Source organism: Pseudomonas sp. BJP69, assembly GCF_007633355.1.
Lineage (GTDB): Bacteria > Pseudomonadota > Gammaproteobacteria > Pseudomonadales > Pseudomonadaceae > Aquipseudomonas > Aquipseudomonas juntendi.
In genome coordinates this window covers 3,117,409-3,143,508 of sequence record NZ_CP041933.1, presented here as the reverse complement: position 1 = coordinate 3,143,508, position 26,100 = coordinate 3,117,409, and the positions used below count along the sequence as shown (strand labels likewise).

The 26,100-nt window shown below is 63.7% G+C and carries 21 protein-coding genes; 11 read left to right on the top strand and 10 right to left on the bottom strand.

Annotated features, from left to right (window positions below; all coding sequences use genetic code 11):
* Nucleotides 1-256: 256 nt before the first annotated feature.
* The gene (locus FPB55_RS14630; protein WP_009685581.1) at nucleotides 257-1,669 is read left to right on the top strand and encodes an amino acid permease; all 1,413 of its coding nucleotides are present in this window, start codon (nucleotides 257-259) and stop codon (nucleotides 1,667-1,669) included.
* A 3-nt stretch (nucleotides 1,670-1,672) separates the two neighbouring features.
* Here FPB55_RS14630 and FPB55_RS14625 read toward each other — a convergent pair whose 3' ends face one another.
* Nucleotides 1,673-1,852 carry a hypothetical protein gene (locus FPB55_RS14625; protein WP_029885534.1) on the bottom strand — a complete coding sequence of 60 codons (180 nt, stop codon included), beginning with the start codon at nucleotides 1,850-1,852 and terminating at the stop codon, nucleotides 1,673-1,675.
* Between the two features lie 111 nt (nucleotides 1,853-1,963).
* On the opposite strand from FPB55_RS14625, the gene tam reads away from it, so the two are divergent.
* The 4 genes from tam to FPB55_RS14605 all read left to right on the top strand — a co-directional run bounded on the left by tam (nucleotide 1,964) and on the right by FPB55_RS14605 (nucleotide 6,241).
* Complete coding sequence (gene tam / locus FPB55_RS14620; protein ID WP_110677259.1) at nucleotides 1,964-2,740, top strand: trans-aconitate 2-methyltransferase; 777 nt, start codon at nucleotides 1,964-1,966, stop codon at nucleotides 2,738-2,740.
* Between the two features lie 153 nt (nucleotides 2,741-2,893).
* On the top strand, nucleotides 2,894-3,604 hold the full coding sequence (locus tag FPB55_RS14615) for a YebC/PmpR family DNA-binding transcriptional regulator (protein ID WP_009685578.1): 711 nt from the start codon (nucleotides 2,894-2,896) through the stop codon (nucleotides 3,602-3,604).
* A gap of 115 nt (nucleotides 3,605-3,719) precedes the next feature.
* On the top strand, nucleotides 3,720-4,664 hold the full coding sequence (locus tag FPB55_RS14610; protein ID WP_054903811.1) for a LysR family transcriptional regulator: 945 nt from the start codon (nucleotides 3,720-3,722) through the stop codon (nucleotides 4,662-4,664).
* 164 nt (nucleotides 4,665-4,828) lie between these two features.
* Nucleotides 4,829-6,241 carry a DOPA decarboxylase gene (locus FPB55_RS14605; protein WP_144188537.1) on the top strand — a complete coding sequence of 471 codons (1,413 nt, stop codon included), beginning with the start codon at nucleotides 4,829-4,831 and terminating at the stop codon, nucleotides 6,239-6,241.
* Between the two features lie 33 nt (nucleotides 6,242-6,274).
* On the opposite strand, the gene FPB55_RS14600 is transcribed toward FPB55_RS14605, so the two are convergent.
* Nucleotides 6,275-7,648: an MFS transporter gene (locus FPB55_RS14600; protein WP_054881118.1), complete on the bottom strand. Its 1,374-nt coding sequence runs from the start codon at nucleotides 7,646-7,648 to the stop codon at nucleotides 6,275-6,277.
* Between the two features lie 291 nt (nucleotides 7,649-7,939).
* Between FPB55_RS14600 and quiC the strand changes: the two genes are divergently transcribed.
* Nucleotides 7,940-9,847: a 3-dehydroshikimate dehydratase QuiC gene (gene quiC, locus FPB55_RS14590; protein WP_009685572.1), complete on the top strand. Its 1,908-nt coding sequence runs from the start codon at nucleotides 7,940-7,942 to the stop codon at nucleotides 9,845-9,847.
* A 63-nt stretch (nucleotides 9,848-9,910) separates the two neighbouring features.
* Here the strand turns inward: quiC and FPB55_RS14585 are convergent, their stop codons facing one another.
* Both FPB55_RS14585 and FPB55_RS14580 read right to left on the bottom strand, forming a co-directional pair.
* Nucleotides 9,911-10,585, bottom strand: coding sequence for a class I SAM-dependent methyltransferase (locus FPB55_RS14585; RefSeq protein ID WP_144188535.1), 675 nt, complete (start codon nucleotides 10,583-10,585; stop codon nucleotides 9,911-9,913).
* 6 nt (nucleotides 10,586-10,591) lie between these two features.
* A complete protein-coding gene (locus FPB55_RS14580) occupies nucleotides 10,592-11,455 on the bottom strand; it encodes a sensor domain-containing diguanylate cyclase (RefSeq protein ID WP_029885541.1) in 864 nt (287 codons plus the stop codon).
* Between the two features lie 177 nt (nucleotides 11,456-11,632).
* Between FPB55_RS14580 and FPB55_RS14575 the strand changes: the two genes are divergently transcribed.
* Nucleotides 11,633-12,112: an isochorismatase family protein gene (locus FPB55_RS14575; RefSeq protein WP_009685570.1), complete on the top strand. Its 480-nt coding sequence runs from the start codon at nucleotides 11,633-11,635 to the stop codon at nucleotides 12,110-12,112.
* Here FPB55_RS14575 and FPB55_RS14570 read toward each other — a convergent pair.
* The 4 genes from FPB55_RS14570 to FPB55_RS26350 all read right to left on the bottom strand — a co-directional run bounded on the left by FPB55_RS14570 (nucleotide 12,109) and on the right by FPB55_RS26350 (nucleotide 18,821).
* Nucleotides 12,109-14,877: an amino acid adenylation domain-containing protein gene (locus FPB55_RS14570; RefSeq protein ID WP_144188533.1), complete on the bottom strand. Its 2,769-nt coding sequence runs from the start codon at nucleotides 14,875-14,877 to the stop codon at nucleotides 12,109-12,111. The genes FPB55_RS14575 and FPB55_RS14570 overlap by 4 nt on opposite strands.
* Nucleotides 14,878-14,976: 99 nt before the next feature.
* Nucleotides 14,977-16,158 carry a hypothetical protein gene (locus tag FPB55_RS14565; protein ID WP_125854246.1) on the bottom strand — a complete coding sequence of 394 codons (1,182 nt, stop codon included), beginning with the start codon at nucleotides 16,156-16,158 and terminating at the stop codon, nucleotides 14,977-14,979.
* Between the two features lie 155 nt (nucleotides 16,159-16,313).
* A complete protein-coding gene (locus FPB55_RS14560) occupies nucleotides 16,314-17,933 on the bottom strand; it encodes an NADP-dependent glyceraldehyde-3-phosphate dehydrogenase (RefSeq protein ID WP_144188531.1) in 1,620 nt (539 codons plus the stop codon).
* A gap of 144 nt (nucleotides 17,934-18,077) precedes the next feature.
* Nucleotides 18,078-18,821 carry a leucine-rich repeat domain-containing protein gene (locus tag FPB55_RS26350; protein ID WP_178097512.1) on the bottom strand — a complete coding sequence of 248 codons (744 nt, stop codon included), beginning with the start codon at nucleotides 18,819-18,821 and terminating at the stop codon, nucleotides 18,078-18,080.
* Nucleotides 18,822-19,555: 734 nt separating this feature from the next.
* Between FPB55_RS26350 and FPB55_RS14550 the strand changes: the two genes are divergently transcribed.
* The 3 genes from FPB55_RS14550 (at nucleotide 19,556) to FPB55_RS14540 (ending at nucleotide 22,739) form a co-directional block, all read left to right on the top strand.
* Complete coding sequence (locus tag FPB55_RS14550; protein ID WP_144188527.1) at nucleotides 19,556-20,710, top strand: hypothetical protein; 1,155 nt, start codon at nucleotides 19,556-19,558, stop codon at nucleotides 20,708-20,710.
* A gap of 71 nt (nucleotides 20,711-20,781) precedes the next feature.
* A complete protein-coding gene (locus tag FPB55_RS14545) occupies nucleotides 20,782-21,900 on the top strand; it encodes a glycosyltransferase family 61 protein (RefSeq protein ID WP_125854249.1) in 1,119 nt (372 codons plus the stop codon).
* Nucleotides 21,901-21,938: 38 nt separating this feature from the next.
* Nucleotides 21,939-22,739: an AraC family transcriptional regulator gene (locus FPB55_RS14540; protein WP_009685562.1), complete on the top strand. Its 801-nt coding sequence runs from the start codon at nucleotides 21,939-21,941 to the stop codon at nucleotides 22,737-22,739.
* A 37-nt stretch (nucleotides 22,740-22,776) separates the two neighbouring features.
* Here the strand turns inward: FPB55_RS14540 and FPB55_RS14535 are convergent, their stop codons facing one another.
* The gene (locus FPB55_RS14535; RefSeq protein WP_009685561.1) at nucleotides 22,777-23,358 is read right to left on the bottom strand and encodes a LysE family translocator; all 582 of its coding nucleotides are present in this window, start codon (nucleotides 23,356-23,358) and stop codon (nucleotides 22,777-22,779) included.
* Between the two features lie 309 nt (nucleotides 23,359-23,667).
* Between FPB55_RS14535 and FPB55_RS14530 the strand changes: the two genes are divergently transcribed.
* The gene (locus FPB55_RS14530) at nucleotides 23,668-25,239 is read left to right on the top strand and encodes a TerC family protein (protein ID WP_144188525.1); all 1,572 of its coding nucleotides are present in this window, start codon (nucleotides 23,668-23,670) and stop codon (nucleotides 25,237-25,239) included.
* Here FPB55_RS14530 and rarD read toward each other — a convergent pair.
* The gene (rarD, locus tag FPB55_RS14525; RefSeq protein WP_144188523.1) at nucleotides 25,202-26,089 is read right to left on the bottom strand and encodes an EamA family transporter RarD; all 888 of its coding nucleotides are present in this window, start codon (nucleotides 26,087-26,089) and stop codon (nucleotides 25,202-25,204) included. The genes FPB55_RS14530 and rarD overlap by 38 nt on opposite strands.
* Between the last annotated feature and the right edge of the window lie 11 nt (nucleotides 26,090-26,100).

Below are 26,100 nucleotides of genomic sequence, written 5' to 3'. Positions count from 1 at the left end.
GTGCGAGTTTGATGCCACTGTGCATGGCTCTCTGCGTCGGACATTTTTACATTAGGTGTCAGATATCGCCACCAATAGCATGTTCAGTTCGCGCCAGGCGCCAGCCCTGGGGCGCGTCAGCAGGCCGCCATGGAAGGCCTGCGTGTGTTCGCGCACACCATCCTGCCCGCATTAGCACTGATGTACAGGTGAAACCGCCAGCCATCGGGGTTTCACGGTTTTCCTTGGATAAAAAGAAGCACGGGGTACACAACTGATGGACGCAACATCCACTACCACCACCGCGAAAAGCGGGCACGAGAGCAAGCTCAGTGCCTCGCTGAAGTCGCGCCACCTGACGATGATGTCGATCGCCGGGGTTATTGGCGGCGCCTTGTTCGTCGGTTCCGGCAGCGTGATCCACAGCGCCGGCCCAGCCGCTGTCCTGGCCTATCTGGCAGGCGGCATCCTGGTGGTGCTGATCATGCGCATGCTCGGTGAAATGGCGACTTCCTCGCCTGATACCGGCTCGTTCTCCACTTACGCCGACCGCGCCATCGGCCGCTGGGCCGGCTTCACCATTGGCTGGCTGTACTGGTGGTACTGGGTCATTCTGATGGCCTGGGAAGCTTACGTAGCCGGTAAGATCCTCCATGGGTTCTTCCCGGATGTGAGCGTCAACGTGTTCGTGCTGGCCACGACCCTGTTGCTGATCACCGTCAACTTCTTCAACGTCAAGCACTACGGTGAGTTCGAGTTCTGGTTCGCCCTGATCAAGGTGATCGCGATCGTCTGCTTCCTGATCGTGTGTACCGCTGCGGTAACCAACGTCTGGCAATTCGGTGAAGTGCGCGGCATCAGCCACCTCACCGCCGAAGGGTTCATGCCCAACGGCATTACCACGGTCATTGGCGCCTTGCTGGGGGTGATGTTCGCCTTCCTCGGCGCAGAAATCGTCACCATTGCCGCTTCCGAAGCCAAAGACCCGGCCGCACAGATCGTCAAGGCGACCAACTCGGTGGTGTGGCGGGTGTGCCTGTTCTACGTCGGTTCGATCTTCCTGATCGTCTGCCTGGTACCGTGGAACGACCCGCACCTGGGGGTTTCCGGCTACGGCGCCTACCGCCGTACCCTGGAGCTGCTGGGCGTGCCGTACGCCGAACTGCTGATGAACTTCGTGGTACTGACCTCGGTCAGCAGCTGCCTGATCTCTGGCCATTACACCGCTTCGCGCATGCTGTTCTCGCTGGCCCAGCGGGGCGATGCACCGTCGTTCTTCAAGATCACCCGCGCCGGCACCGGTGTACCGGTGTACGCGATCATGGGTTCGTGCGCGGTGGCCGTGGTCTGCGCGCTGATCAACTTCAGCGAGACCCTGCGCCCCAAAGACGTGCTGGAAACCCTGATGAACACCACTGGCATGATTGCCCTGCTGGTGTACCTGGTGATCGCTTTCTCGCAGCTGCGCATGCGCCGCAAGCTGATCGCCGAGGGCAAGGAAGTGCGCCTGAAGATGTGGTTGTTCCCTTGGCTGACCTACCTGGTCATCGCCTTCATCGTGGCGGCACTGGTCACCATGGCCTTCATGCCTGACTACCAGATCCTGGTGATCTCCACCGGTGTGGCGGCGGCCATCGTGGTGGCCATGGGTGTGGTGCACCAGATCCGCTCTGGCAGCAAGCAGCACTAAGCGTCACTCGCGCTTGGAAACGGCCGGCTCCCGTGGGGACCCGGCCGTTTCGCGTTGTTGGGCCTGGGTTTTTTCGGCGGGCAAGTGAAAGCCCTGGTTCATCCACGGTGAGCCGAGCAGGGCGGCGGCCGCGATCAGGGCCAGGATGGCAATGGCGATATAGGTTTTCAGGTGGCTGCGCATACAGCAGATGACCCTGCACCCAGCCAGACAGTTCATTGCGTGTGCCGCAACGAACGCGCCGGCCGCCACATGGCGTATGCTCCACTTATCACCCGCCTGGAGGAGCTGCACATGGCCTGGTCCGCCACCCAGTATTCGCTGTTCGAAGACGAACGTACCCGCGCCGTGCGCGACCTGCTGGCCGCCGTGCCGTCACGCCCGGTACGCCACGCCACCGACCTGGGTTGCGGCCCTGGCAACTCCACCGAGGTACTGCTGCAACGTTACCCCGATGCCCAGGTAATGGCGCTGGACAGCGACCCGGACATGATCGCCAAGGCCCGGGAACGCAAACGCCTGTGCATCCCCCGGGTGCGCACGGTGGTTGCCGACATCAGCGGCTGGTCGGCCCCGGAGCCGCAGGACCTGATCCTTGCCAATGCCTCGCTGCAGTGGGTGCCCGAGCATGCCAAGCTGTACCCGCACCTGGTGCGCCAGTTGAGCGAAGGCGCCAGCCTGGCGGTGCAGACCCCGGACAACCTCGATGAGCCGGCCCACCGGCAATTGCGCGAGATTGCCAGCCAGGGCCCGTGGGCCGCGAAGTTCGCCGACCTGCAACTGCCACCCCGGCACGGGGCGGCCTTTTACTACGACCTGCTCAGCCCGCTGTGCGCGCGGGTCGATGTGTGGCGCACCACCTATCACCACCCGCTGGTGGGCGGCGCCGAGGCGGTGGTGGAGTGGTTCAAAGGTTCGGCTTTGCGCCCTTACCTGGCCAGGCTCGATGAGCGGGCGCAGGGTGATTTCCTGCAGATGTACCTGCAGGCCATGCAGCGCGACTATCCGCCGGCCACCGATGGCAAGGTGCTTTTGCCGTTCCCGAGGCTGTTCGTGATCGCTACCCGCTAGGGGCAGTTCAGTGCCAGGCGGCTGCCAGGGCGGCAGGCAAGCGGATCGAGGCTGATGAGATTTCTTGTCGAACCCATGCGCGAGGGCGTATAAACTGCACCCACTTTTGGCCGGTCGCTTCCTGAACCGGCCGCTGAAACAAAGAGAGTCGACATGGGCGCACAGTGGAAAGCCAAGCATAGAGAAACAGCTGCCAATGCCAAGGGCAAGATCATGGGCAAGCTGGCCAAGGAAATTCAGATTGCGGCCAAATCTGGCGCCGACCCGGACATGAACCCGCGCCTGCGTCTGGCCATCGTCCAGGCCAAGAAAGCCTCGATGACCCGTGAAACCCTGGAACGCGCCATCAAGAAAGGCGCTGGCCTGGACGGCGAGGCCGTGCAGTACCATGCCGTCAGCTACGAAGGGTTTGCCCCGCACCAGGTGCCGCTGATCGTCGAGTGCCTCACCGACAACGTCAACCGCACCGTTGCGCAGATCCGCGTGCTGTTCCGCAAGGGCCAGCTGGGCGCAAGCGGTTCGGTGACCTGGGACTTCAACCATGTCGGCCTGATCGAAGCCACCCCCGAAGGCGATGCCGACCCGGAAATGGCCGCGATCGAAGCCGGTGCCCAGGACTTCGAAGAAGGTGAAGAAGAGGGCTCGACCCTGTTCATTACCGACACTACCGACCTGGACGCGGTGCAGAAGGCCCTGCCCGAGCATGGCTTCACCGTGACCTCGGCGAAAATCGGCTATACCCCGAAAAACCCGGTGAGCGCGGCCAGCCTGAGCGCCGAAGCGCTGGCTGAGGTTGAAGCGTTCCTCGAAGCGATCGACGAGAACGATGATGTGCAGAATGTTTATGTTGGTCTGACCGACTGATCTGTGCAATTGGGGCCGCTTTGCGGCCCATCGCGTCGCAAGACCGCTTCTGTAGGCGCGGCCTTGTATCGCGAAACGAGGGCGAAGCCCTCGCAGCGGTCCGGAGCCGAACCCGATGAACCCCACCTTCGCCTCCCTCAGCCTCGCCCACCTGCGCACCCTCGACCACCTGCTGCAGCTGAAGAACCTCAGCCACGCTGCCGAGCGCCTCGGCGTCAGCCAGCCGGCCCTGAGCCGCCAGCTGGCCCTGCTGCGCGAAGCGTTCGGCGACCCCTTGCTGGTCCGCCAAGGCCGTGGCTACGTGCTCAGCGAACACGCCGAAACCCTGGTCGAGCCCCTGCGGCAAGTGCTTGAAGAGCTGCAGGCCCTGCGTCAGCCTGCAGTCTTCGACCCGGCCCGCTGCGAACGGCGCTTCTGCCTGGCTGCCTCGGACTACGTGGCCGAACACATGCTGCCGTTGCTGGTGGCTGCGCTGGAACAGGAAGCGCCTGGGGTTTCCCTGGAATACCGCACCTGGCAGGCCGGCCAGTACGCCTTGCTGGCCAGCGGCGAGATCGACCTGGCGACCACGCTGTTCGACGAGTCGCCACCCAACCTGCACGGGCGCCTGCTGGGTGAGGACCGCGCGGTGTGCCTGATGCGCCGCGACCATCCGCTGACGGCGCAAGCCACCCTCAGCCAGGCGGACTACCTGGCGCACAAGCACGTGCGGATTTCCGGTGGCGGCGACAAGGACAGCTTCATCGACCGCCACCTGCGCGCCCAGGGCCTGCAGCGGCGGGTCAGCCTGGAGGTGCCGTTCTTCTGTGCCACGGTCAAGGTGGTTGCCGGCAGCCAGGCCGTGGCGACCGTCCCCGAGCACATCGCCCGGCAACTGAGCCGCTTGCATGGCCTGGCTTGGCGGCCGCTGGGCTTTATCGACCATAGCCAGCGCTACTGGGTGGTGTGGCACCAGCGTTTGCAGGCCTCGGCCGAGCACCGCTGGTTACGCAACCGGGTATTCGAGTTGTGGCGCCAGTCGCAGTTCGGCGTGCAGGGTGGGCATGCGCGTTTGCCATAGCAACTATGCGTGACATGGGGTTATTCGTCTGGGCATAGGCGCCTAGACTGGGGGCATTGTGTTGCCTGCGCTGGCCCTGTCCAAGCCAGCGTCCTGTTCTGTGGGCGCTGGCTTGCCTGCGATAGGGCCATAACAGGCTACGGATGACCCAAAGGAGAGCCCGCGTGACCCCCGAACAATTCCGCCAATACGGCCACCAGTTGATCGACCTGATCGCCGACTACCGCCAGACCGTGGGCGAGCGCCCGGTCATGGCCCAGGTCGAACCCGGTTACCTCAAGGCCGCCTTGCCAGGGCAAGCCCCCCAGCAAGGTGAACCCTTCGAGGCCATTCTCGACGACGTCAACGCACTGCTCATGCCTGGCCTGTCCCACTGGCAGCACCCTGACTTCTATGGCTACTTCCCCTCCAATGGCACCTTGTCCTCGGTACTGGGTGACTTCCTCAGTACCGGCCTGGGTGTGCTTGGCCTGTCATGGCAGTCCAGCCCGGCCTTGAGCGAACTGGAAGAAACCACCCTCGACTGGCTGCGCCAGTTGCTGGGTTTGTCCAGCCAATGGAGCGGGGTCATCCAGGACACCGCCTCGACCAGCACCCTGGTGGCGTTGATCAGCGCGCGCGAACGCGCCACCGATTACGCTTTGGTGCGGGGTGGCCTGCAGGCCGAAGCCAAGCCATTGATCGTGTATGTCAGTGCCCACGCCCACAGCTCGGTGGACAAGGCCGCGCTGCTGGCCGGCTTCGGGCGTGACAACATTCGCCTGATCCCCACCGACGAACACTACGCGCTGCGCCCGCAGGCCTTGCAGGCGGCCATCGAGCAGGACCTGGCTGCCGGCAACCAGCCCTGCGCCGTCGTGGCCACCACCGGCACCACCACCACCACAGCGCTGGACCCGCTGCGCCCGATCGGCGAAATTGCCCAGGCCCATGGCCTGTGGCTGCACGTCGACTCGGCCATGGCCGGTTCGGCGATGATCCTGCCGGAATGCCGCTGGATGTGGGACGGCATCGAGCTGGCCGACTCTGTGGTGGTCAACGCGCACAAGTGGCTGGGCGTGGCGTTCGACTGCTCGATCTATTACGTGCGTGACCCGCAGCACCTGATCCGAGTGATGAGCACCAACCCCAGCTACCTGCAGTCGGCAGTGGATGGCGAGGTGAAGAACCTGCGCGACTGGGGCATCCCGCTGGGGCGCCGGTTCCGCGCGTTGAAACTGTGGTTCATGTTGCGCAGCGAGGGCGTGGAAGCGTTGCAGGCGCGGCTGCGACGCGACCTGGACAATGCCCGCTGGCTGGCAGGGCAGGTCAGCGCTGCGCAAGGTTGGGAGCTGTTGGCGCCCGTGCAGTTGCAGACCTTGTGCATTCGTCATCGGCCGCAGGGGCTGGAGGGCGAGGCGTTGGACACGTACACCCAGGCTTGGGCGCAGCGGCTCAACGCCAGCGGCGATGCCTACGTGACCCCGGCGACGCTGGATGGCCGCTGGATGGTACGGGTGTCGATCGGCGCCTTGCCGACCGAGCGGGGCGATGTGGAGCGGCTGTGGGCGCGCTTGCAGGGCGTGGTTCAGGGCTGAAATGGCTGGGGCCGCTTTGCGGCCCCGCGCCTGTCAGTGGCTTACCGCCTGGACGCTGCCTTTGCGGCTGGCTTCATAGGCTTCCTTTTCCATCGGCTTGGCCTGCGGGTTACCCAGGTCTTCCATCGCCAGGCGATGGGTTTCCGGGGCAATGTAGGCCGCCAGGGCACACACGCAAGTGATGAAGAACGCCAGCCCACCGATCACCAGCGGGATGTTGTCCGAGCCGGGTGGCGCAACCAGGGCGAACAGCGCCGGCAACATGGCGGTCAGCATGGTGCCGATGTTCTGCGCAATGGCCATGGCCGAAACGCGGTAGCGGGTTTGGAACAACTCAGGGTAGAAGCTTGGGAATACCGCGTTGTAACCCTGGTAGACCATGCCCCACATGACGATCGAGGTGATGAATGCCAGTGGCACGTTCTGAATGCTGATCGCATACAGGTAGACGAACGCCAGCAAGCCCGAGCCCAGGCAGCCGGCAATCATGGTCGGACGGCGGCCGATCTTGTCCGACAGGTTGCCGACGAACGGAATCACCAGTACCGCGACGATGTTGCCGACCACGGGGATCCACAGGTAGACGCTCTTGTCGAAGCCGATGCCATAGGCCGGCTGCACCGCGTAGGCCGCACCGAAGATGGTGGCGACTACCGGAATCACGTTCATCAGGGCCATGAACATCACCAGCACCATGTGCTTCCAGCTGTGGCGGAACGCTTCGCTGATCGGCGACTTGGCCACTTTGTCCTGTTTCTCTTCCTTCACAAATGCCGGGGTTTCATGCACTTCCTTGCGGATGATGAAACCGGCGATCAGCACGATGGCGCTCATCAGGAAGGGAATGCGCCAGCCCCAGTCATTGAAGGCCTCGCTGGGCATGAAGTACGCCAGTGGCAGGAAGACCGCCGCTGCCATGACCTGGCCCGCCTGTACACCCTGCAGGGTGAAGCTGGCGTAGTAGCCCCTTCTGCCGAAGGGCGCGTGCTCCATGATCATCGAACTGGCGCCGGAGATTTCCCCGGCTACGGCGAAGCCCTGGATCAGGCGCAGCACTACCAGCAAGGCCGGTGCCAGGAAGCCGATGTCGTGGTAGGTGGGCAGCAGGCCCACGGCCATGGTCGACAGGCCCATCAGGAACATGCACAGCAGCAACACGTTCTTGCGGCCACGGGTATCACCCCAGTGGCCCAGAACGAAGGCGCCCACTGGGCGGGCCAGGTAACCCACGCCATAGGTGGCCAGCGAAGCGATGATGGCCATTTTCGGGTCGGTATTGGGGAAGAAGATCTGCGGGAAAATCAGTGCAGCGGCCTGGGCATAGATGAAAAAGTCGTAGTACTCGAGTGCCGAGCCTATCCATCCACTGGCGGTCGCTTTTTTTGCTTGCGAGCTGGAGTGAGCCATCGTTGTCTCCGTTGTTATTGTTGTTTGCGCAGGTTCCGCCAGGGGTGTTTGCCAAGGCAGGAGGCAGCGGTCGGTGTGCCTGCGTCTGTGGATCATGTTGACCATGGGCCAGTTGACTGGCAATTCGCTAAAACGGGTTTTGTGCGATAATCGAACGCAAAACTAACCATTCCGTACAAAGAGATTGAAGCAGCGACTCTACCTGCGAATAATCGATCGTGCCATAAACTGTGACAGGTCTTTCTGCCTGTCTGGCACTGTATACCTTCCAAACAACAAGGAACTCCCGCCATGCAGCGTTCGATCGCTACCGTGTCCTTGAGCGGCACCCTGCCGGAAAAGCTCGAAGCCATCGCCGCCGCCGGTTTCGACGGCGTCGAGATCTTCGAAAATGACTTGCTCTACTATGCCGGCAGCCCCCGCCAGGTGCGGCAGATGTGCGCCGACCTGGGTATTGCCATTACCTTGTTCCAGCCGTTTCGTGATTTCGAAGGCTGCCGCCGCGACCGCCTGCAGAAAAACCTGGACCGCGCCGAGCGCAAGTTCGACCTGATGCAGGAGCTGGGTACTGACCTGGTGCTGGTGTGCAGCAACGTCCAGGCCGATGCCCTGGGCGATGAACAGGTGCTGGTCGACGACCTGCGGCTGCTTGCCGAACATGCTGGCAAGCGTGGCCTGCGTATCGGTTACGAAGCGCTGGCCTGGGGCCGCCACGTCAACACCTACCAGCAGGTCTGGAACCTGGTGCGCCAGGCTGACCACCCGGCCCTCGGGGTGATCCTCGACAGTTTCCATACCTTGTCGCTGAAGGGCGACCCGCGCGCGATCCGCGACATCCCTGGCGACAAGATTTTCTTCGTACAGATGGCTGACGCACCGATCCTGGCGATGGACGTGCTGGAGTGGAGCCGCCACTTCCGCTGCTTCCCGGGGCAAGGCGAAATGGACATGGCCGGCTTCCTCGCGCCGATCCTGGCCACCGGCTACCGTGGCCCGCTGTCGCTGGAAATCTTCAATGACGGGTTCCGTGCAGCGCCCACCCGGCAGAATGCCGCCGACGGCCTGCGCTCGTTGTTGTACCTGGAAGAGCAAACCCGGCTGCGCCTGGAACAGGAAAATACCCCGATCGAGCCTGGGGTACTGTTCACCCCGCCCGCGGCCAGTGGCTATGACGGCGTCGAGTTCCTGGAATTTGCGGTCGACGAGGCCGTTGGCGCGCGCCTGGGCAGTTGGCTGAAACGGCTGGGCTTTGCCGAAGCGGGCAAGCACCGCAGCAAGGAAGTGCAACTGCTGCGCCAGGGCGATATCAACATCGTGCTGAACGCAGAGCCTTACTCCTTTGGCCACAACTTCTTCGAAGCCCATGGCCCGTCATTGTGCGCCACAGCGCTGCGGGTCAAGGACCAGCAGGCTGCGCTCAAGCGTGCCACTGCCTACCGTGGCCAGCCGTTCCGCGGCCTGGTCGGCCCCAACGAGTGCGAGGTGCCAGCGGTACGCGCACCCGATGGCAGCCTGTTGTACCTGGTAGAGCAGGGCACCGCCGGGCATACCCTGTATGACACCGACTTCAGCCTGGACCCGAGCGTGACCGCCACCGGTGGCCTGCGCCGCATCGACCACATGGCCCTGGCGCTGCCAGCCGAGTCGCTGGACAGCTGGGTGTTGTTCTACAAGAGCCTGTTCGATTTCGCCGCCGACGACGAGGTGGTGCTGCCCGACCCGTACGGTCTGGTCAAGAGCCGCGCCCTGCGCAGCCAGTGCGGCACCTTGCGCCTGCCGTTGAACATTTCGGAAAACCGCAACACCGCCATTGCCCATGCGCTGTCCAGCTACCGCGGTTCCGGGGTGCACCATATTGCCTTCGATTGCGACGACATCTTCAGCGAAGTGGCGCGCGCCAAGCTGGCCGGTGTGCCGTTGCTGGAAATTCCGCTGAACTACTATGACGACCTGGCGGCCCGCTTCGATTTCGACGACGAGTTCCTCAGCGAGTTGGCTTACTACAACGTGCTTTATGACCGCGACGCCCAGGGTGGCGAGCTGTTCCATGTGTACACAGAGCCCTTCGAAGAGCGCTTTTTCTTCGAGATCATCCAGCGCAAGGGGGGTTATAGCGGCTACGGTGCGGCTAACGTCGCGGTGCGCCTGGCGGCCATGGCCAAAGCGCGGAGCGGCGCGGTGCGCAAGCCGGTGCTCTGACTACACGGTGGCCTGGAGCCTGGGGCGTCATGCGCCCCATGGCGACACCAGGCCGCGCCAGTTTCAACGGCGCTCGGCTACCAGGAGCAGCGACTGCGGCACCGCGCGTTGCGGGTGCTGCGGTTCCTGCAGGCCAACCAGGCGCAACCCGGCCATCTCCAGCGCGTTCAGCCAACTGCCAAGGGTGCGGAAATACCATGGCATCGCCTGCCAGTGCCCGGCGAACCCGGCAAACGATTCCTCACGCCAGCCGTCCTGATAGTCGCCCTCAGCGACGCTCCAGGGGTGCAGGGTCTGCATCACCAGTGCACCACCCGGCACCAGCAACTCACCCATCGCGGCCAGCAACGGGATGATGTCCTGGTGCAGCAAGGCGAAGTTGGCGCAGACCAGGTCATAGTCCTTGCCCACCTGCACCTGTGCAGCAGCCAGCTGCGCATAACTGGCCACGTGCACCTGCGCGGCGCCTTCAGCCCGCGCAGCCGCCACCAGCGCCGGATCACCATCGACACCCACCGCCTCGATACCCCGGGCATGCAGCGCGCGCAGCAACCAGCCTTCTCCGCAGCCAACGTCGAGTACGCGGCTGGGCTGGCGGCCTAATATCGCCAGTAGGATGGCGGCGTCAGTCACCTCGCGGCGGCTCTCGATGGCGCCGCTGCGTACCGCGTCAATCCAGGCCTGGGCATTGTGCTGCCAGCTGACGAGCAAAGCGTCTTCAGGGTCGCGCCTGTTCATCTGTGTTCAGCCTGCCGCGGTGCGTTGCCGTTTGACCCGGTACATGTGGCCGTCAGCATGGCGCAGCAGCATGTCGGCATCGGCGCCGTCTTCGGGGAAGCGCGCGATGCCGATGCTGCAGGAAGGTGCCTGGAGCCCGGCCAACTCGGCATCCAGCGGCTCGGCCATGACGGCCAGGATATGCTGCACCTGTGCGGCCACGACCTCGGCTGACGGGCAATCGGGCAACAGCACGGTGAACTCGTCACCGCCCATCCGCGCCACCGTCGCGCTGCCCGCTACGCAACTTTCCAGGCGCCGGGCCAGTGTGCACAGTACCCGGTCGCCCACGCTATGGCCGTGGTTATCGTTGATCTGCTTGAAATCGTTGATATCGATAAACAGCAATGCCAATGGGCGGTCATGGCGCCGGGCGCTGGCCAGGGCGGCGTCCAGCCGTTGGTTGAACATGGCCCGGTTGGCCAGCCGGGTCAGCGGGTCGTGATGCGCCAGAAAGCGCAGCTCGGCTTCGGCCTGGTGCTGGGCGGTAATGTCACGCGCTACGCCGATGCGGGCCTGAGCCTCATCTGACCAGCAGGCTGCCCAGAGTATATGCACCACGCCACCGTCCTTGCGGATGTAACGGTTGTGGAAGTCGTAATGCGGTTGGCCATTCATGACCCGCAGGATCGAAGCGCGAGTGGTTGCCAGGTCTTCGGGGTGCATGTAGTCGGTAATTGCGGTACCGACCAGCTCGCATGCCCGGTAGCCCAGCAGCGCTTCGCAGGCATCGCTGACAAAGATGATCTGGTTGTCCCGGTCGACCACGAAGACCGTGTCGAGCATCAGGTGGATCAGCCTGGGGTACAACGCGTGCAGGTCTACGGGCATGGTTCACGGCGTCCTCGGCGGGATGCCCGATCATAGCTGAAACAGCGCCGGATGTGACCGGGGGCAAGCCTCTGCAGGGTGGTTTGGCCGTGCCTGAGCGCCAGCCAGGCGTGGGCAGCCACCGCGGCCGTGCAGGCGCGGTATACTCCGCGCTTTTGCCCGTGCCGGAATTCGCCCATGCGCCAGGTGTTGTTAATCGTCGATGTCCAGTCCACCTTCAGCCCACCAGAGTGGCTGGTCGATGGGCTGCGGCGGTTGTCAGCCAATATTCCTACCGTAGCCTCGGTCGAATTGCACGACGAGCGGGTCACGCCGTTTGCCCGCCAGCTCGGCTGGCACCCGGCGGCAGAGGACGAAAGCCTGGTGGAGGCTGACCAGGTGTTCGTCAAGCATGGTTACGGGCAAAGCGCCGAAGCGATCGCGTACATCCGGCAAATGGGCGTGGAGCGCGTGCTGGTGTGTGGCCTGCAGACCGAAACCTGTGTGCTGGCCGCCGGCTTTGCCCTGTTCGATGCTGGGCTGATGCCTACACTGGTCACCGACATGACGGTCGGCTCCTCGCTGGACCGTTCCGGCAAGCTTGGCATCGAGCTATGGCAGCACCACTTCCGCCAGGTCACCACGTCGGCTGAAGTCCTGGCTGAACTGGCGGGCTAGGTCACGCGTTGCACCCCGTCATCATCCCCGCGCGTTTTTCGGCCAGCCCGCCAGCGGCTGAGCAGCCAGCGCGTGCTCGTATTCCACGCGACACTCACGGCCACGCCCCCGGCGATGGCCAAGGCAACCTCGAACAGCAGGTAGGGGGCGATACGGTCCGCCACCGACTGGAACTGGAAGTGCGTCAGGTAGATGAACAGGGTGGCCGAAGCAATCACCGCACCCGCACGTGCCAGCCAGGCCGGTACGGGGACTGCGCGCAGCCAGATCAGCGCCAGCATCGCCGGCAAGGCAATATCGACATAGAGGGTGACGGCCTGCCAGCCAATACCGGCCACCGCCATCAGGTCCAGTTCTGCGACCACCAGCACCGCTACCGCGCTGGCCACCGCTTTGCGGGCGGGGGTATCGGCATGGTGCACGGCCATGCCCAGCACCATCACCGCCAGGAAGTGTTGCGGCACCCGGTGCAGCAGGCCACTGGCGTCGAACACCCAGCGGTCGAGTAACACATCCACCGCTACCAGCGTACAGGCAGCCAGGATCAGCCAGCGGAACGGGGCGGCGTTGACGGCCTGGCGTACCCGCTTGCTCGACAGCACCAGGCCAATGATCACGATCATCTGCACCAGCACTTCGATATACCAGTAGTTGAACAGGCCAACCTCGCCGGTCGCAAACCAGTTGGACACCAACAGCAGCGATTGCCAGTGCACCCGGTCGAACACCAGTTGCAGCAGCGCGGTATACAGCACGGTCGGCACCACGATGGCGGCCAGGGACGGCAGCAGTGTGCGTGCATCCCCCCGGGTTTCAATGGCCTTGAGCTGGAAACGCGCCAGGCTGATGCCAGAGACCAGGAACAGTACCGACGTTTCGCCCACGATGGGCCAAGGGGTCATGCCGCTGAGGTGGCCGACCACGATCAGGATGATGGCGAGCATACGCACGAACACCGGCATTTCCATGACCCGCCACCCGCCTTCATGCGGTGCGCTGAGCTCGGCCAGCCGGTTGACCGGCAGGCTTTCCCAACGGTCTGGCAGGTGGCCGATCAACCGCTCGAGCACCCTCGAGGCCTGTACGAATGAAAGCGAGTCACCGCCCAGCTCGACAAAGCTCAAGCGTGGGTCCAGGCGCGGCACCCGCAGTATTCGTGCCCACTCGCTGCACAGCTTCTCGGCCAGCGCTGACGAGGGTTGGCTGGTCGGCGCTTGAACCGGGGCGGGCAGGGCGCGTTTGTCGACCTTGCCGTTCGGGGTGAGCGGTATGGCCTGCACGAAGATGAACAGTGCCGGCACCATGTAGTCCGGCAATTGGCGGGCGATAGCCAGGCGCAGGTCGTCGGCGCTGCCGGGCTGATGCAACACGCAGTAGGCAATCAGGCGGGGCAATGGGTGGTCATGGTTGGCCAGTACTACGCACTGCCGGACGGCAGGCAGGCGGCTGATGGTGTTTTCTATCTCCGCCAGTTCCACGCGGTGCCCCCGCACTTTCACCTGGCCGTCAGCCCGGCCGAGGAAACAGGCACTGCCATCGGCCAGGTAAGTGCCCAGGTCGCCAGTGCGGTAGCAGCGGTCGCTGGCCAGCCCGGTGAACGGGTTGGTGATGAACCTGGCTTCGGTCAGCGCCGGGTCGCCCCAATAGCCAAGGGACAGATAGGGGCTGCGGATCAGGATTTCGCCGGTTTCACCTTCGCCCACCAGTTGCCCGGCCGCGTTCACGACCAGCAGTTGCGCATCGGCGATGCCTTTGCCCAGGGGCACCCGGGCCTGTTCCGCGGTCGGGTCGAGCGTGTGGTACGCCATGGCTTGCGGGGTTTCGGTGGTGCCATAGAAATTTACGTTGACGGCATTCGGCGCCACGGCACGCATTTGCTGGTACAGCGCCGGGCTGAGTGCATCGCCGCCCCAGAACAGGTAACGCAGTTGCCTGAACAGCTGGCCCTGCAGCTGCGCGCCGGTCTCGATCAGCTTGCCCAGCGGTGGGGTGAGGTGAACGACGCTGACGCGGTGCAACGCAATCCAGCTGGCCAGCTGTGCAGGGTCGGTAAGGCTGGCCTGGGCCGGGCAGGCAATGCTGGCGCCCAGCGACAGTGGCGTGAACACATCGCGGTAAACCGGGTCGTGGCCGAGGCCGGACAGTAGCGAGAACGTATCCGCCTGGGTCAGCCCGTGCTGGTGCACATGCCAGTCGATGAAGTGCACCAGCGGCGCGTGATGGGTAACGATCGCCTTGGGCTCGCCGGTGCTGCCCGAGGTGAAGGTGATGTAGGCCGGTTGCCCTGCGCTGACCGCGGGCAGTTGCGCCGTTGGCCGGTCAAACGCATGCAGTGCCTCGACCGGGTCCTGAGGCACAGTTACCACACAGGCGTCTGCGGCTTCGACGTGTGCCTGGCCACAGCGCAGGACTACCCGAGGTGCCAAGCTGCTGGCGAGCTGCTGCAGGCGGGCGGCAGGGTACGCCGCATCGGCCACGCTGAACGCCCGCCCGGCGCGCAGGCAGCCAAGCATGGCGTAGACCAGTGCCGCGCCCCGCTCGGCAACAATCAGCACACGGTCGTCGCTATTGACGGTTTTTTCCAGCAAATACGCAGCGATACCTTGGCTGATCTGCGCCAGCTGGGCGTATGTGCAAAGCCTGTGCGCGGTGATGATTGCAGGGGCTTCGGGACAACGCTCAGCCTGTTGCAGGAAGGCTTGGTGAATAGGCTGCTCGGCACGGTACTGCAGGCACAGCGTCGGGTTCGGGCGCAGGTCCGGCATGATGGGTTGGGGCTCCGCATGAACGTTTTGCCTGGCTGGTAGCACAACGCTAGTGCAGGCTGGCCCATGGCGCCAATGGGTGCGAACAACAGGCGATGTTCAGCGTTCGCGCATGAAGAACCCGGCAACGAACTTGCGGAAGGTTTCCGGGCTCTTGAAATCGGCGTAGCGCTTGAAGTTCTCCGCGTCCGGCTCGGGGCCCAGCGGTTGCTCCAGGAGCGATATCGACAATACCCGGTCCTGATCCGAGGTCATCACCAACTCGTCTGCCAGCGCGCCGCCGATCACCGGCCGGCGCATCTGCACTTTCACACCCTTGCTGGCCATCCAGTCGACCAGCGACACCAACGCCTTGAGCGGCTCGCGCTCCTCGTCGCGGTACACGGGGAACAGGTGGGCGCGGGACAGCACGGGTACGCTGGCCACATGGATCAGCTCGTAGTAGTGGCTGCCGGCACTGGTCGGCGAGTACAGCATCAGTGCCAGCAGCGGTCCGCTGGTGCGGCTGCCGCCCCAGTACAAGTGATGCCCCTGGAAATCGAACCCGTCTTCGTTGCGGTTGTTGAACAGCTTGCGACCCTTGATCTTATCGACGCAGTCAAGCAACAGGCCGTGCCGGCGGTGGTTGCCGAACACCTTGGCTTCGCGCAACCGCGCCTTGAGCATCATCATGTGCTTCATGTCCAGGCGGGTTTCCAGGTAGTTGCTGGCCGGCACCCGCTCCAGCAGCGGGTAGCGGCTTGCCACGCTGCGCAGTTCGGCAAACTGCCCGGTCAGGTCCTTCTTCAGGTGCGTGGCATACAGGTTCAGGCCACTGGTCTCAATCCAGGTCAGCAACAGCGCCAGCAGGCGCTGCTGTGCGCGTCGCTCGCTGCCTTCGCCACCCTCGCCAGGGCCGCCGGCACGGAAGTCGCCAATCAGGCGCAGGGGCGTGTCGGGTGGCAGCCAGGCGGCGGGTGGCGCGGGGTCGTTTTCGCGCTCGGCGGCTTCGCGCTCGTCTTTGCTGAAGGGGCAACCGGGCGCATGCTCGGCGGTCCCCGGGTTGTTCTTCAGGAACAACGTGCCGGTGTTGCCATTGAGCGTGACATTGAGCACCGGCAAGGCGTCGTTACGGCAATCGCAGGCCAGCCACTGGTTGGCATTGCGCACGTTCATCAGCAGCTGGTTGGCCTGCAGCAGGCGCGGGCCGCCCAGGGTGCCGGTGGCAAAGCCGACCAGCAGCTCTTCTTCGGCGGGGGTCAGGCTGCGCACCTGGGTCGCGGTTTTGTCGATGATTCGCATGAAGCAGCTCCAAGCTACGAGCCTCAAGCTTCAAGCAAAGCGCTGCCGCTTTCAACTGGCCGCTCGGTTACCGCCGAGTCGATGCTCCTGGGCAATGGGCACCGGTGCGGTGCCCTGTTGCCGGGAATCGGTCATGCAGGCGCAAAAGCGAGCGGTCAGAAGATGTAGTCCGTGGTCAGGAAACTGGACTGGCGATTGCGAATGATGTCGCTGATCAGTTCCTTGTTGGCGTCCTGGAAGCGTGTGGCGACCAAGGTACGGATCGAGAATACCCGCAAGGCATCATCCACCGACAACGTGCCTTCGGCGCTGTTCTTGCGGCCGTTGAACGGGTAGGTGTCAGGGCCACGCTGGCATTGCGCGTTGATGTTGATGCGCCCGACCTGGTTGGCGAATATATCGACCAGGCTGCCGATGGTCTGCGGGTCGTTGCCGAACAGGCTCAGTTGCTGGCCGTAGTCAGAGTCCAGCACATAGTCGATCACCGTTTGCAGGTCGCGGTAGGGCACCACCGGTACCAGCGGGCCGAACTGTTCTTCGTGGTACACCCGCATGCTGTGGTTGACCGGGTACAACAGCGCCGGGAAGAAGAACGAGCCGCGGCTGTGGCCGCCGCCTTCGTTGAGTACCTGGGCGCCCTTGGCCCTGGCATCGGCGACCAGGCCATCGAGGTAGTCGACCTTGCCGGGTTCGGGCAGGGGTGTCAGGGCCACCCCAGGTTCCCACGGCATGCCGGGCTTGAGCGCGGCCAGCTTGCGCTGGAACATGTCGAGGAAGGCCTCGACCACGTCCTCGTGCACAAACAGGATCTTCAGTGCCGTGCAGCGCTGGCCGTTGAATGACAGCGCACCGGTCACCGCTTCTTCGACCGCGTTGTCGAGGTCGACCTGCGGCAGCACGATGCCCGGGTTCTTGGCATCCAGGCCCAGGGCCGCGCGCAGGCGGTGCGGGCGTGGGTGCAGTTTTTTCAGGTCGCTGGCAGCCTTGTGCGTGCCGATGAAGGCGAACACGTCGACCTTGCCACTGGCCATCAGTGCGCTGACCGTTTCGCGGCCGCGCCCGTAGATGACGTTGATCACCCCAGGCGGGAAGCTGTCGCGGAACGCTTCGAGCAGTGGGCGGATCAGCAGCACGCCGAACTTGGCCGGTTTGAACACCACGGTGTTACCCATGATCAGCGCCGGGATCAACGTGGTGAAGGTTTCGTTCAGCGGGTAGTTGTAGGGGCCCATGCACAGCGCCACGCCAAGCGGGGCCCGGCGGATCTGGCCCAGCGTGCCTTGTTCCAGTTCGAAGCGGCTGGAGCGGCGGTCGAGGTCTTTGAGGGCGTTGATGGTATCGACGATGTAGTCGCAGGTACGGTCGAATTCCTTTTCCGAGTCCTTGAGGTTCTTGCCGATCTCCCACATCAGCAACTTGACCACCGCCTGGCGCTGTTCGCGCATACGGGCGAGGAAGGTCTCCACGTGCTGGATACGCTCGGCCACCCGCATGTTCGGCCAGGCGCCACGGCCCTTGTCGTAGGCCTGCACGGCGGCATCGAGGGCGGTGAGGGCGGTATCGGCATCGAGCAAGGGTGCGCTGCCCAGTATGACCTGCTGTTCCTCGTCACCCTGCTTGAGCCACACGGGGCTGCGCACCGTGGCCAGGGGGCCTTCCCAGCGTCGCAGTTGCCCGTTGACCAGGTATTCGCGTTGTTCCAGTGGGCCCCCCAGGCGCCAGGTTTCCGGGATGCTATCAGCGGTGGGGAAGAGTGAATCGAGCAGACGGTCCATGGTTACTGCACCTCACGTTACAGGGCGGATTTCAAGCCAGGTGAATCGCTTCAGCACTGAGCATGCACCGGCGCCGGTAAAAACACCAGTGTGGTACACCCGTGAGCGCAGCGCCTGGCAGTTCGACCAGGCGCTGCGGATTGCTCAGAGCGCCAGGGTGAACAGTGCCTGGGCCGGGCGCATCAGGCCTTGCTGGCGCAGCGCCGGATCGGCGTCGAGCACGGCCAGCCGTCGCCAGAACTCCACGCGTGCATGCTGCGGTTGAGACTGGAATGGCTCCATGTCCAGCAACGCTCTGAGGTCACGGCGGTACGGCAGCGGCAGGCGCTGCCACAGCGCCGCTTCGTCGGGGCCTGTTTCGTCGAAGAAATCCAGGTAGTCGCTTTCGCTGACCAGCAGGTCGACCTGGTGCGCGGCGTTGTAGGCGTCGATCTGAGCCCGCACGGGCGTGCCCAGCCACTCGCTTTCAAGGCGCAAGGCATCGGCGACAGGCCGGGTGACCGCGAAGTTTGCAGGCAGGTGCTGGAACTGGTTGGAAGCCAGGTCCAGCACGAACGGTTCGCTGATCTGGTCCAGGCCTTGCGGCAGTTCGACGAGGCTGCAACCGGACAGGAACAAGGTTTTCAGTTGCGCAAGATTGCGCAGGTCCGGTGCGCTGATCAGCGGGTTGTCCGACAGGTCCAGTTGCACCAGCCGCGTGTAGCGGTCCAGTGTTCGCTGGGCATTGGCATCCCAGGTAATGCGGTTGCTGTCCAGGTCCAGCCAGTGCAATTGCCACGGCTGGGGCAGGCGCGGTACACGGTCGAAGCGGCAATCCGACAGCATCAGGCGCCTGAGGTTGGGGAAGCCCCAGGGCAATGGCACTTTCGGGTGTGAAGGTTTCATCATCGGCGAAGTTCTGCAGGGCAGCCTGCAGCAGGCTATCGCGACGATGGCTGTAAAGATGACGCAGCCCCAGCCAATGCCAATCATGCTCGACCCGCAGTAGTTGGGTATGGAGCAAGGGCGTGTCCAGCCCATGTTCTGCCAGGCGGCCTTTTAGCAGTGGTTCGGCAAACTCACTGATCTGCTTGAGCCCTTTAAGCGCCTTTGCCAAGGCCGCTTGCGCATGCAGCAACTGGTTCTGGCTGGCGCAAACCGCCTCGCGCAGGTCTGGTGCGGCATTGTCGAACCAGTCCTGCAACTGCCAGGGGCATTTTGACTGGCCTGTAAAGCGCCCCATTGCCCGGGGCTGGCACAGCGTGCCCAATGCGGCAGTTGTGCCGCGAGCAGGGCGTGGTGTGGATTGTTGCCTATCATGATGATGCACCTCTTTATGCAAAGAAGGCATCAAACGCCAGTTATCAATAGCGAAGTGGTAACCGCTTCTCGTGATGTCGGCACGCTTATAGCAATCTGTTGCAACTAAACGCAGTGGCGGCAGGAAATTTGACGCCAGAATAATTCAGACAAATACCAGCCAAGTGCCACTTGCCAAAGTGATTTCGCCCACCTTAAATTGTTACTGAATGTGAAGTTAATGTGCGGCCTAACCTCTGAATATCAATGCGTTAGATGTTTTTCCGCTGTTTATCTGTCTTGTTCTGATACACCCTGGCACTTCAAAGGACGTGGAAGAAGAAATGAAAGCGACCTTGACCGCAGCGGCGCGAAAATTCATATCGCCCTCCACCCGTTACGAAATCAGACAGTTGGGCAGCCAAGTGCGTGAGGTAATGGCGCGCGCCTGTTTGTGGCGCTGGGAAGTTGCCAGGTTTCGGCTGCAACAGGAAAGCCCTTACGAGATCCTTTACATCGGCCGCAAGCACCAACGGGAAATGGCCAAGCTGCTGATTGGCGGCAAGGGGCAGGGCAGTGCGGCGATCGTGGAAAGCGCCAGTGCCAGCGCACCTGCCGACCATGTGGTGCTGATCAGCGAAATGCCCACTACTGGCGCGCTGTTGGTGCCGCACTATCTGAGCGCCGTGGTGCCACTGGGGCGCCCCCTGGAAGACATCACCGCGCGCTACGACAGTGAACTGCGGCGCAGCATTCGCAAGAACCGCCCGCTTTACCAGATGCGTCAGGCACTTGCCGATGACGAAATTGCCATGGCCGACCGTGAGCTGTTGCGGCCGTACGCGACTGCCAGGCAGGGCATCCATGCGGCGCAGTTTCCCACCGACGAAGTGTTCCGCATTGCCCAGAGTGTCGGGCGGCTCGACCTGATTACCTGCGGCGATGAGGTTATCGGCTGCCACCTCGGTTGCGAGGTGGTGCGCGATGGCAAGCGTTACTGGAGCACCTTGCGCTTCGGCTATTGCGAAGCGGTGTTTTCAGACGCCAGGAAGTTGCGCGAAGTGAACTCGATCACCACCTTCATGGCCCTGGAATGGGCGCTGGAACACGGCTTCGATTATTACGACATCGGCCTGTGCCTGGCGCGCCCGGACGACGGCTTGCTGAAGTGGAAGCGGCGGCGTGGGGGCGACATCGATTCGTTGGGCAACCATGCTTACCTGTTCGTGCGGCTGCCAAAGACCGGTACGGCGAAGTTTCTGTGGGACACGCCCATGTTTGCAATGGAAGGCGACAAACTGACCCTGCACCTGGGCCTGCCAGCAGGCCCCAGCGATGACGAAGTTGCCAGCCGTTACCATGAGATGGTGTTCGGCGGCCTGCACAAGATCTACCTCTACGGCGACAACGCCACTGGCGAAACCTTCGTGCAAGCCCTGCGCAACCGCTACGCCAACCAGCAGTCACCCCCCATCATGCAGCGCGTCATGTGCAGTTGAAGGGGCGCATGGATGCGTTGAGTCATCCTATTGCGCCATGCGCTGAACCTCGCCATCAAGGGGGACGCTTCATGACAAGCGATATCTCGCAGTTCAATGCTTCGCCGGCCGCTGCGCCACGCAGCTGGACCCTGGCTGCCTACCGTTACATCGCCCGCAAACGGTTGGGCAGAACCCCGCCAATCGACGTCAAGAGCCTTGCCAGCAAAAGTTGGGACATCGCCCCGGGCGAGACCACGGTGTCGCCACCGGCCATTTACCTGCCGGGGCAGTTGGAGCGGGTCACCGGATGGGAAGGCAAGCGGTTCTACCCCTACGTGCACCCGGCGCGCACCATGGAGGGTGGCATCAGTGCGCTGCAAGGGCCGACCCGTGGCTACCTGATCAAGGATGTATGGCTGGTCGACGGGGCGTTGTACAAGGGTAAGGCCAGCCACTGGCTGTCGCAGAAGCCGAACACCTTTCCGCGCATTGCGGTGGACCATGAAATCGACCGCGCTGCCATCTACTGCACGCAGAATGGCAATTCATGGTTCGGCACCTGGCTGATGGAGGATTGCCCCACGTATGCGCTGGCCTGCAACGAGGGCGTGCCGGTGACCACGGCACCGTCGGCCAGGTACCCCTTGTTCACCCAGGCACCGGCCTACGAAGACTGGTTGGACATGCAGCCGCTGCGCCTGCGCAGTGCGTTTTTCCGGGAGCTGGTGCTGTTCGACGATCAGAGCAACAACCGCAGCCGGCATGCCCGCTACCGTGCCATGGGCGACAAGCTGTTGGCGCATGTCGCCCATGCGCCGCACCCGGGTGTGTTCCTGCTGCGCGGCGGTGATGGTGACCTGCGCCTGCTGCGCAACGAGCTGGCGCTTGCCGAGCACCTGCGGGTTACTCGGGGTTTTCGCATCGTCAACCCGCTCAAGTCGGATGTGCCGAGCATCATCGCCGCCTGCGCCGGGGCCAAGGTGGTGATTGGCGTGGAGGGCAGCCAACTGGTGCATGGCGTGAATGTGCTGCAGCCCGGCGGCTGCCTGCTGACGCTGCAGCCGCCGAACCGCTTCGTCAGCTACTACAAGTACCTGACCGACCGTGATCAGCAGCACTTCGGCTTCGTGGTCGGTCTGCCGGAGGGCGACGGGTTCAGGGTCGATATCGGTGAAGTGGAACGCACTCTGGACCTGTTCCCGCAATAACTGTGTAGTATCCAGGCACACGGCAACTGGGGATGGCAATGATCGAGGTATCACGGTTCTGGCGCGACCCTGCGCTACCCTTTGTCGAGGCCCGCAAGGTAGGCGACGGGCGCCAGGTGTGCTACGCCGCGCATTCTCATGAAAGCTTTTCCATTGGGGTGATCACCGGTGGGCGTAGCACCTACCTCAATGGCGATCAGCGCCATGAGGTTGCGGCGGGCACTACCGTCCTGATGAACCCTGGCGTCGTGCATACCTGCAACCCGATTGCAGGGGAGCCGTGGTCCTATCTGATGCTGTTCGTCGACTGGCCGTGGCTGCAGGCGCTGGGGTTCACCTTGCCGGTGCAGACACTCAGCACCTCTGCCGTGCTGTACCAGCGGCTGTTGCAGGCTTTTGCCGAGCTGTTCGATGCCAGTGTGCCGGACCGCGAGGCGCGCCTGGCCACGCTGTTCCGCGAATTGCCCGCCCTGCTGCAGGGCAGTGCGCAGGCCGCCGAAGTGCGTAACCCACGGCTGGAGGCCGCAGCCGCGTTCATCCGTGCCCATCGCTGCGATGCACTGCGGCTTGAGGATATCTGTGCTGCCTGTGGCCTTTCGCGTTCCTACCTGATCCGGGCGTTTGGCCAGCATTTCGGGCTGACCCCCCACGGCTATCTGCTCGACCAGCGCGTGCAACTGGCGCGGGCGCAGCTGCGCCAAGGGCGGGCTATCGCCGAGGTGGCACAAGCAGCCGGTTTCGCCGACCAGGCGCACCTGCAGCGCGCCTTCAAGCAGCACCTGGCGGCAACACCGGGGCATTACCGCAATGCTGGCACCCGCGCGCGCACGCCTGCATAGGCCAGCGTCTGCCGCCAAAGGCGGGGCCGGGTCGGTCTCAGATCACCAGGTAAAGCGCACTTCCGACCAGCAGCACGGCCAACCCTCGGTTGAGCAGGCGCATATGCCGCGGGTTGCCCAGGTACTGGCGGATAACGCTGCCGGCCCAGGCCCAGCACGCTACCGAAACGAAACAGATAGGCCCGTAGATCCAGGTGAACAGCCACAGCAGCTGCTGCTCGCCGCCCGTGTAGGCGCCAACCCCGGCCACCGCTGCCAACCAGGCCTTGGGGTTGAGCCACTGCATGGCGGCGCCGTGCCAGGCCGACGGTGCCTGCTCGGGGTGCGTGCTGCCCAGCTCGCCGCTGTCACTGGCCAGTTTCCATGCCATGTACAGCAGAAACGCCACACCGCCCCAGTGCAACAGCAGCCCCAGCACCGGCCAGCGCACCAGCAGTTGGTGCAGGCCCAGGCCGACCAGCACCAGCAACACACAGAAGCCCAGCGTGGCGCCGGTCACATGGCCCAGGCTGGCCCGCAGGCCATGACGGGCACCGCTGCCAAGCGCGACGATGTTGACCGGGCCGGGGGAGATGGAGGCCGCCAGTGCGAAGGCGGCCATGGAGAGGGACAAGCTCATGAAGGAGATCCATTTTGTTGTGAGGCGGCTATGCTGGCCGGTCACGGGGTGGGGTGTATTGAACAAAAGTACCCGCACCAGGCGACCCGTCGAAATGCGCGCCCAGCGGCCGGCCTCATTCCGCCCGCCGGCCTGTTACAGGTTTTGTAATAGTTTTACGCTGTCAGACAATCCTGATGTCCTTGTAGCATCATTCTCCCTAATTGTTATCAAGGTCTATATGAGCACCTTCGCGGAGCCCCCCAGTTCGTGGCCGTCCTGGCCAAACCTTCCCCGTCCTCGTGACGCTGCCCTCGTGAGTACCCGCTAATGGAATGGCTAGCCGATCCTACGGCCTGGCTAGGCCTGTTGACGCTTATCGTCCTCGAGCTGGTGCTGGGTATCGACAACCTGGTGTTCATCGCCATCCTGGCGGACAAGCTGCCCCCGCATCAACGCGACCGTGCCCGGGTCATTGGTCTGAGCCTGGCGCTGATCATGCGTCTGGGCCTGCTGGCCAGCATTTCCTGGATGGTCACCCTCACGGCACCGCTGTTCGAGGTGTTCGGCAAGAGCTTCTCTGGCCGTGACCTGATCATGCTGTTCGGTGGTGTGTTCCTGTTGTTCAAGGCCACCATGGAGTTGCATGAACGCCTGGAAGGGCATGTGACCCAAGCCAGCGGCACCTTGCGTCATGCTGCGTTCTGGCCAATCGTCGCGCAAATCGTGGTGCTGGATGCGGTGTTCTCGCTGGACGCCGTGATCACTGCGGTGGGTATGGTCGAGCACCTGTCGGTGATGATGATCGCGGTGATTTTCTCGATCGGCATCATGATCGTTGCCAGCAAGCCGCTGACCCGCTTCGTCAACGCCCACCCCACGGTCATCATGCTGTGCCTGGGCTTCCTGATGATGATCGGTTTCAGCCTGACCGCCGAAGGCCTGGGCTTCCACATACCCAAAGGCTATCTGTACGCGGCCATTGGCTTCTCGATCCTGATCGAGCTGTTCAACCAGCTGGCGCGTGCCCGGCGCAAGCGCAGCCTGCAGCAGCACAAGCCGCTGCGTGAGCGCACTGCGCATGCCGTGCTGCGCCTGCTGGGCGGCCGCCGCGTCGAAGCTGACGAGGTGGGTGAGGAAATCGCCGACTTGGTCGAGGGTGGCGAAGAACAGGTGCTGTTCGACCGCCGTGAGCGGGTGATGATCAGCGGCGTGCTGAACCTGGCCGAGCGGCCGATTCGCACGGTGATGACCGCGCGTACCGAGGTCGACGTGATTGACCTGGCGCAGCCGCCCGAGGCCATTGCCCAGGCCCTGGCCAACTCGCCGTATTCGCGCCTGCCGCTGATACGCGGCGGCCGAATCGACGAGCCTTTGGGCTTCGTGCACAAGAAAGAGCTGCTCAAGGAGGTGCTGTCGGGTAACCAGCCCGACCTGGAAGGCATGGCCCGGGTACCGCTGAACCTGCTGGAAAGCTTCAGTATCCTCAACGCCCTGGAGCAGATGCGCGCCCAGTCCACGCACATTGCCTTCGTGGTCAACGAGTTCGGTGACTTCACCGGCCTGCTGACCATGACCGACATCCTGGAGTCGATTGCTGGCGAACTGCCGGATGCCAGCGAGGTTGACGGCCCTGGCATCGTGCAGGAAGGTGAGGGTTTCGTGGTCAGTGGTGCCTTGAACCTCAGCCAGGTGCAGGCGCGTACCGGCTTCAGCGCCCGGGCCACCGAGGACTATCAGACCCTCGCCGGGCTGGTGATGAGCCTGCTCGACCGCCTGCCAATGGTGGGTGATCAGTTGCGCTGGAATGGCTGGACGCTGACCGTGGAGGCGATCGAAGAACGGCGGGTAAGGCAGGTGCGCCTTACACCGAACGGCGACGCTGACGCAGCAGGTGCTTGAAGCCTTCGAGCACCAGCACCAGCACGGCGGCCCAGATCGGCAGGTATGTCAACCACTGGTCTGGGCCGATGGTTTCGCCCAGCAGCAACGCCACGCCCACCAGCAGTACGGGCTCGACGTAGCTGAGCAGGCCGAACAGGCTGAACGGCAACAAGCGGCTGGCCAGCACGTAGGCGATCAGGGCGCAGGCGCTGATCGCCCCCAGCAGCGGAATCAGCGCATACAACCCTGGGTGCGCCTGTAGGTCAGCGCTGGAAAGCGGCCCCTGCATCACGAAATACAGCGCCCAGGGCAGCAGCAGGCACATGTCGCACCATAGGCCACCGAGGTGGTCGGTGCCGCAGCGCCGGCGCAGTACGAAGTAGACGGGGTAGCCGGTCACCACCACCAGGGTTTCCCAGGCGAAACTGCCATGCTGGTAGAGTTCGTGGCCCACACCCAGTGCGGCGCAGGCCACGGCTACTGCCTGCAGGCGTGACAGGCGCTCGCCGTACACCAGCCGCCCGGTCAGGACCATGGCCAGTGGCAGCAGGAAGTAGCCCATCGACACTTCCAGGCTGCGCCCGTGCAGGGGCGCCCACAGGAACAGCCACAATTGCACCCCCATCAGCCACGAAGTGCCGAGCATGCCGAGCAGTAGCATCGGCGTGCGGCGCACGCGCCCCAGCAATTGGCCGACGCGTTTCCAGTCTTTCGAAACCACCATGAACAAGGTCAGGCAGGGCAAGGTCAGCAGCGTGCGCCAGCCGAATATCTCTTCGCCATCGAGTGGCCTGAGCAACGAGGTATAGAAGTACATCACGGCGAACATGCAGGACGCCACGACGGATGAAACAATGCCTTTTGACACGAATGCCTCGA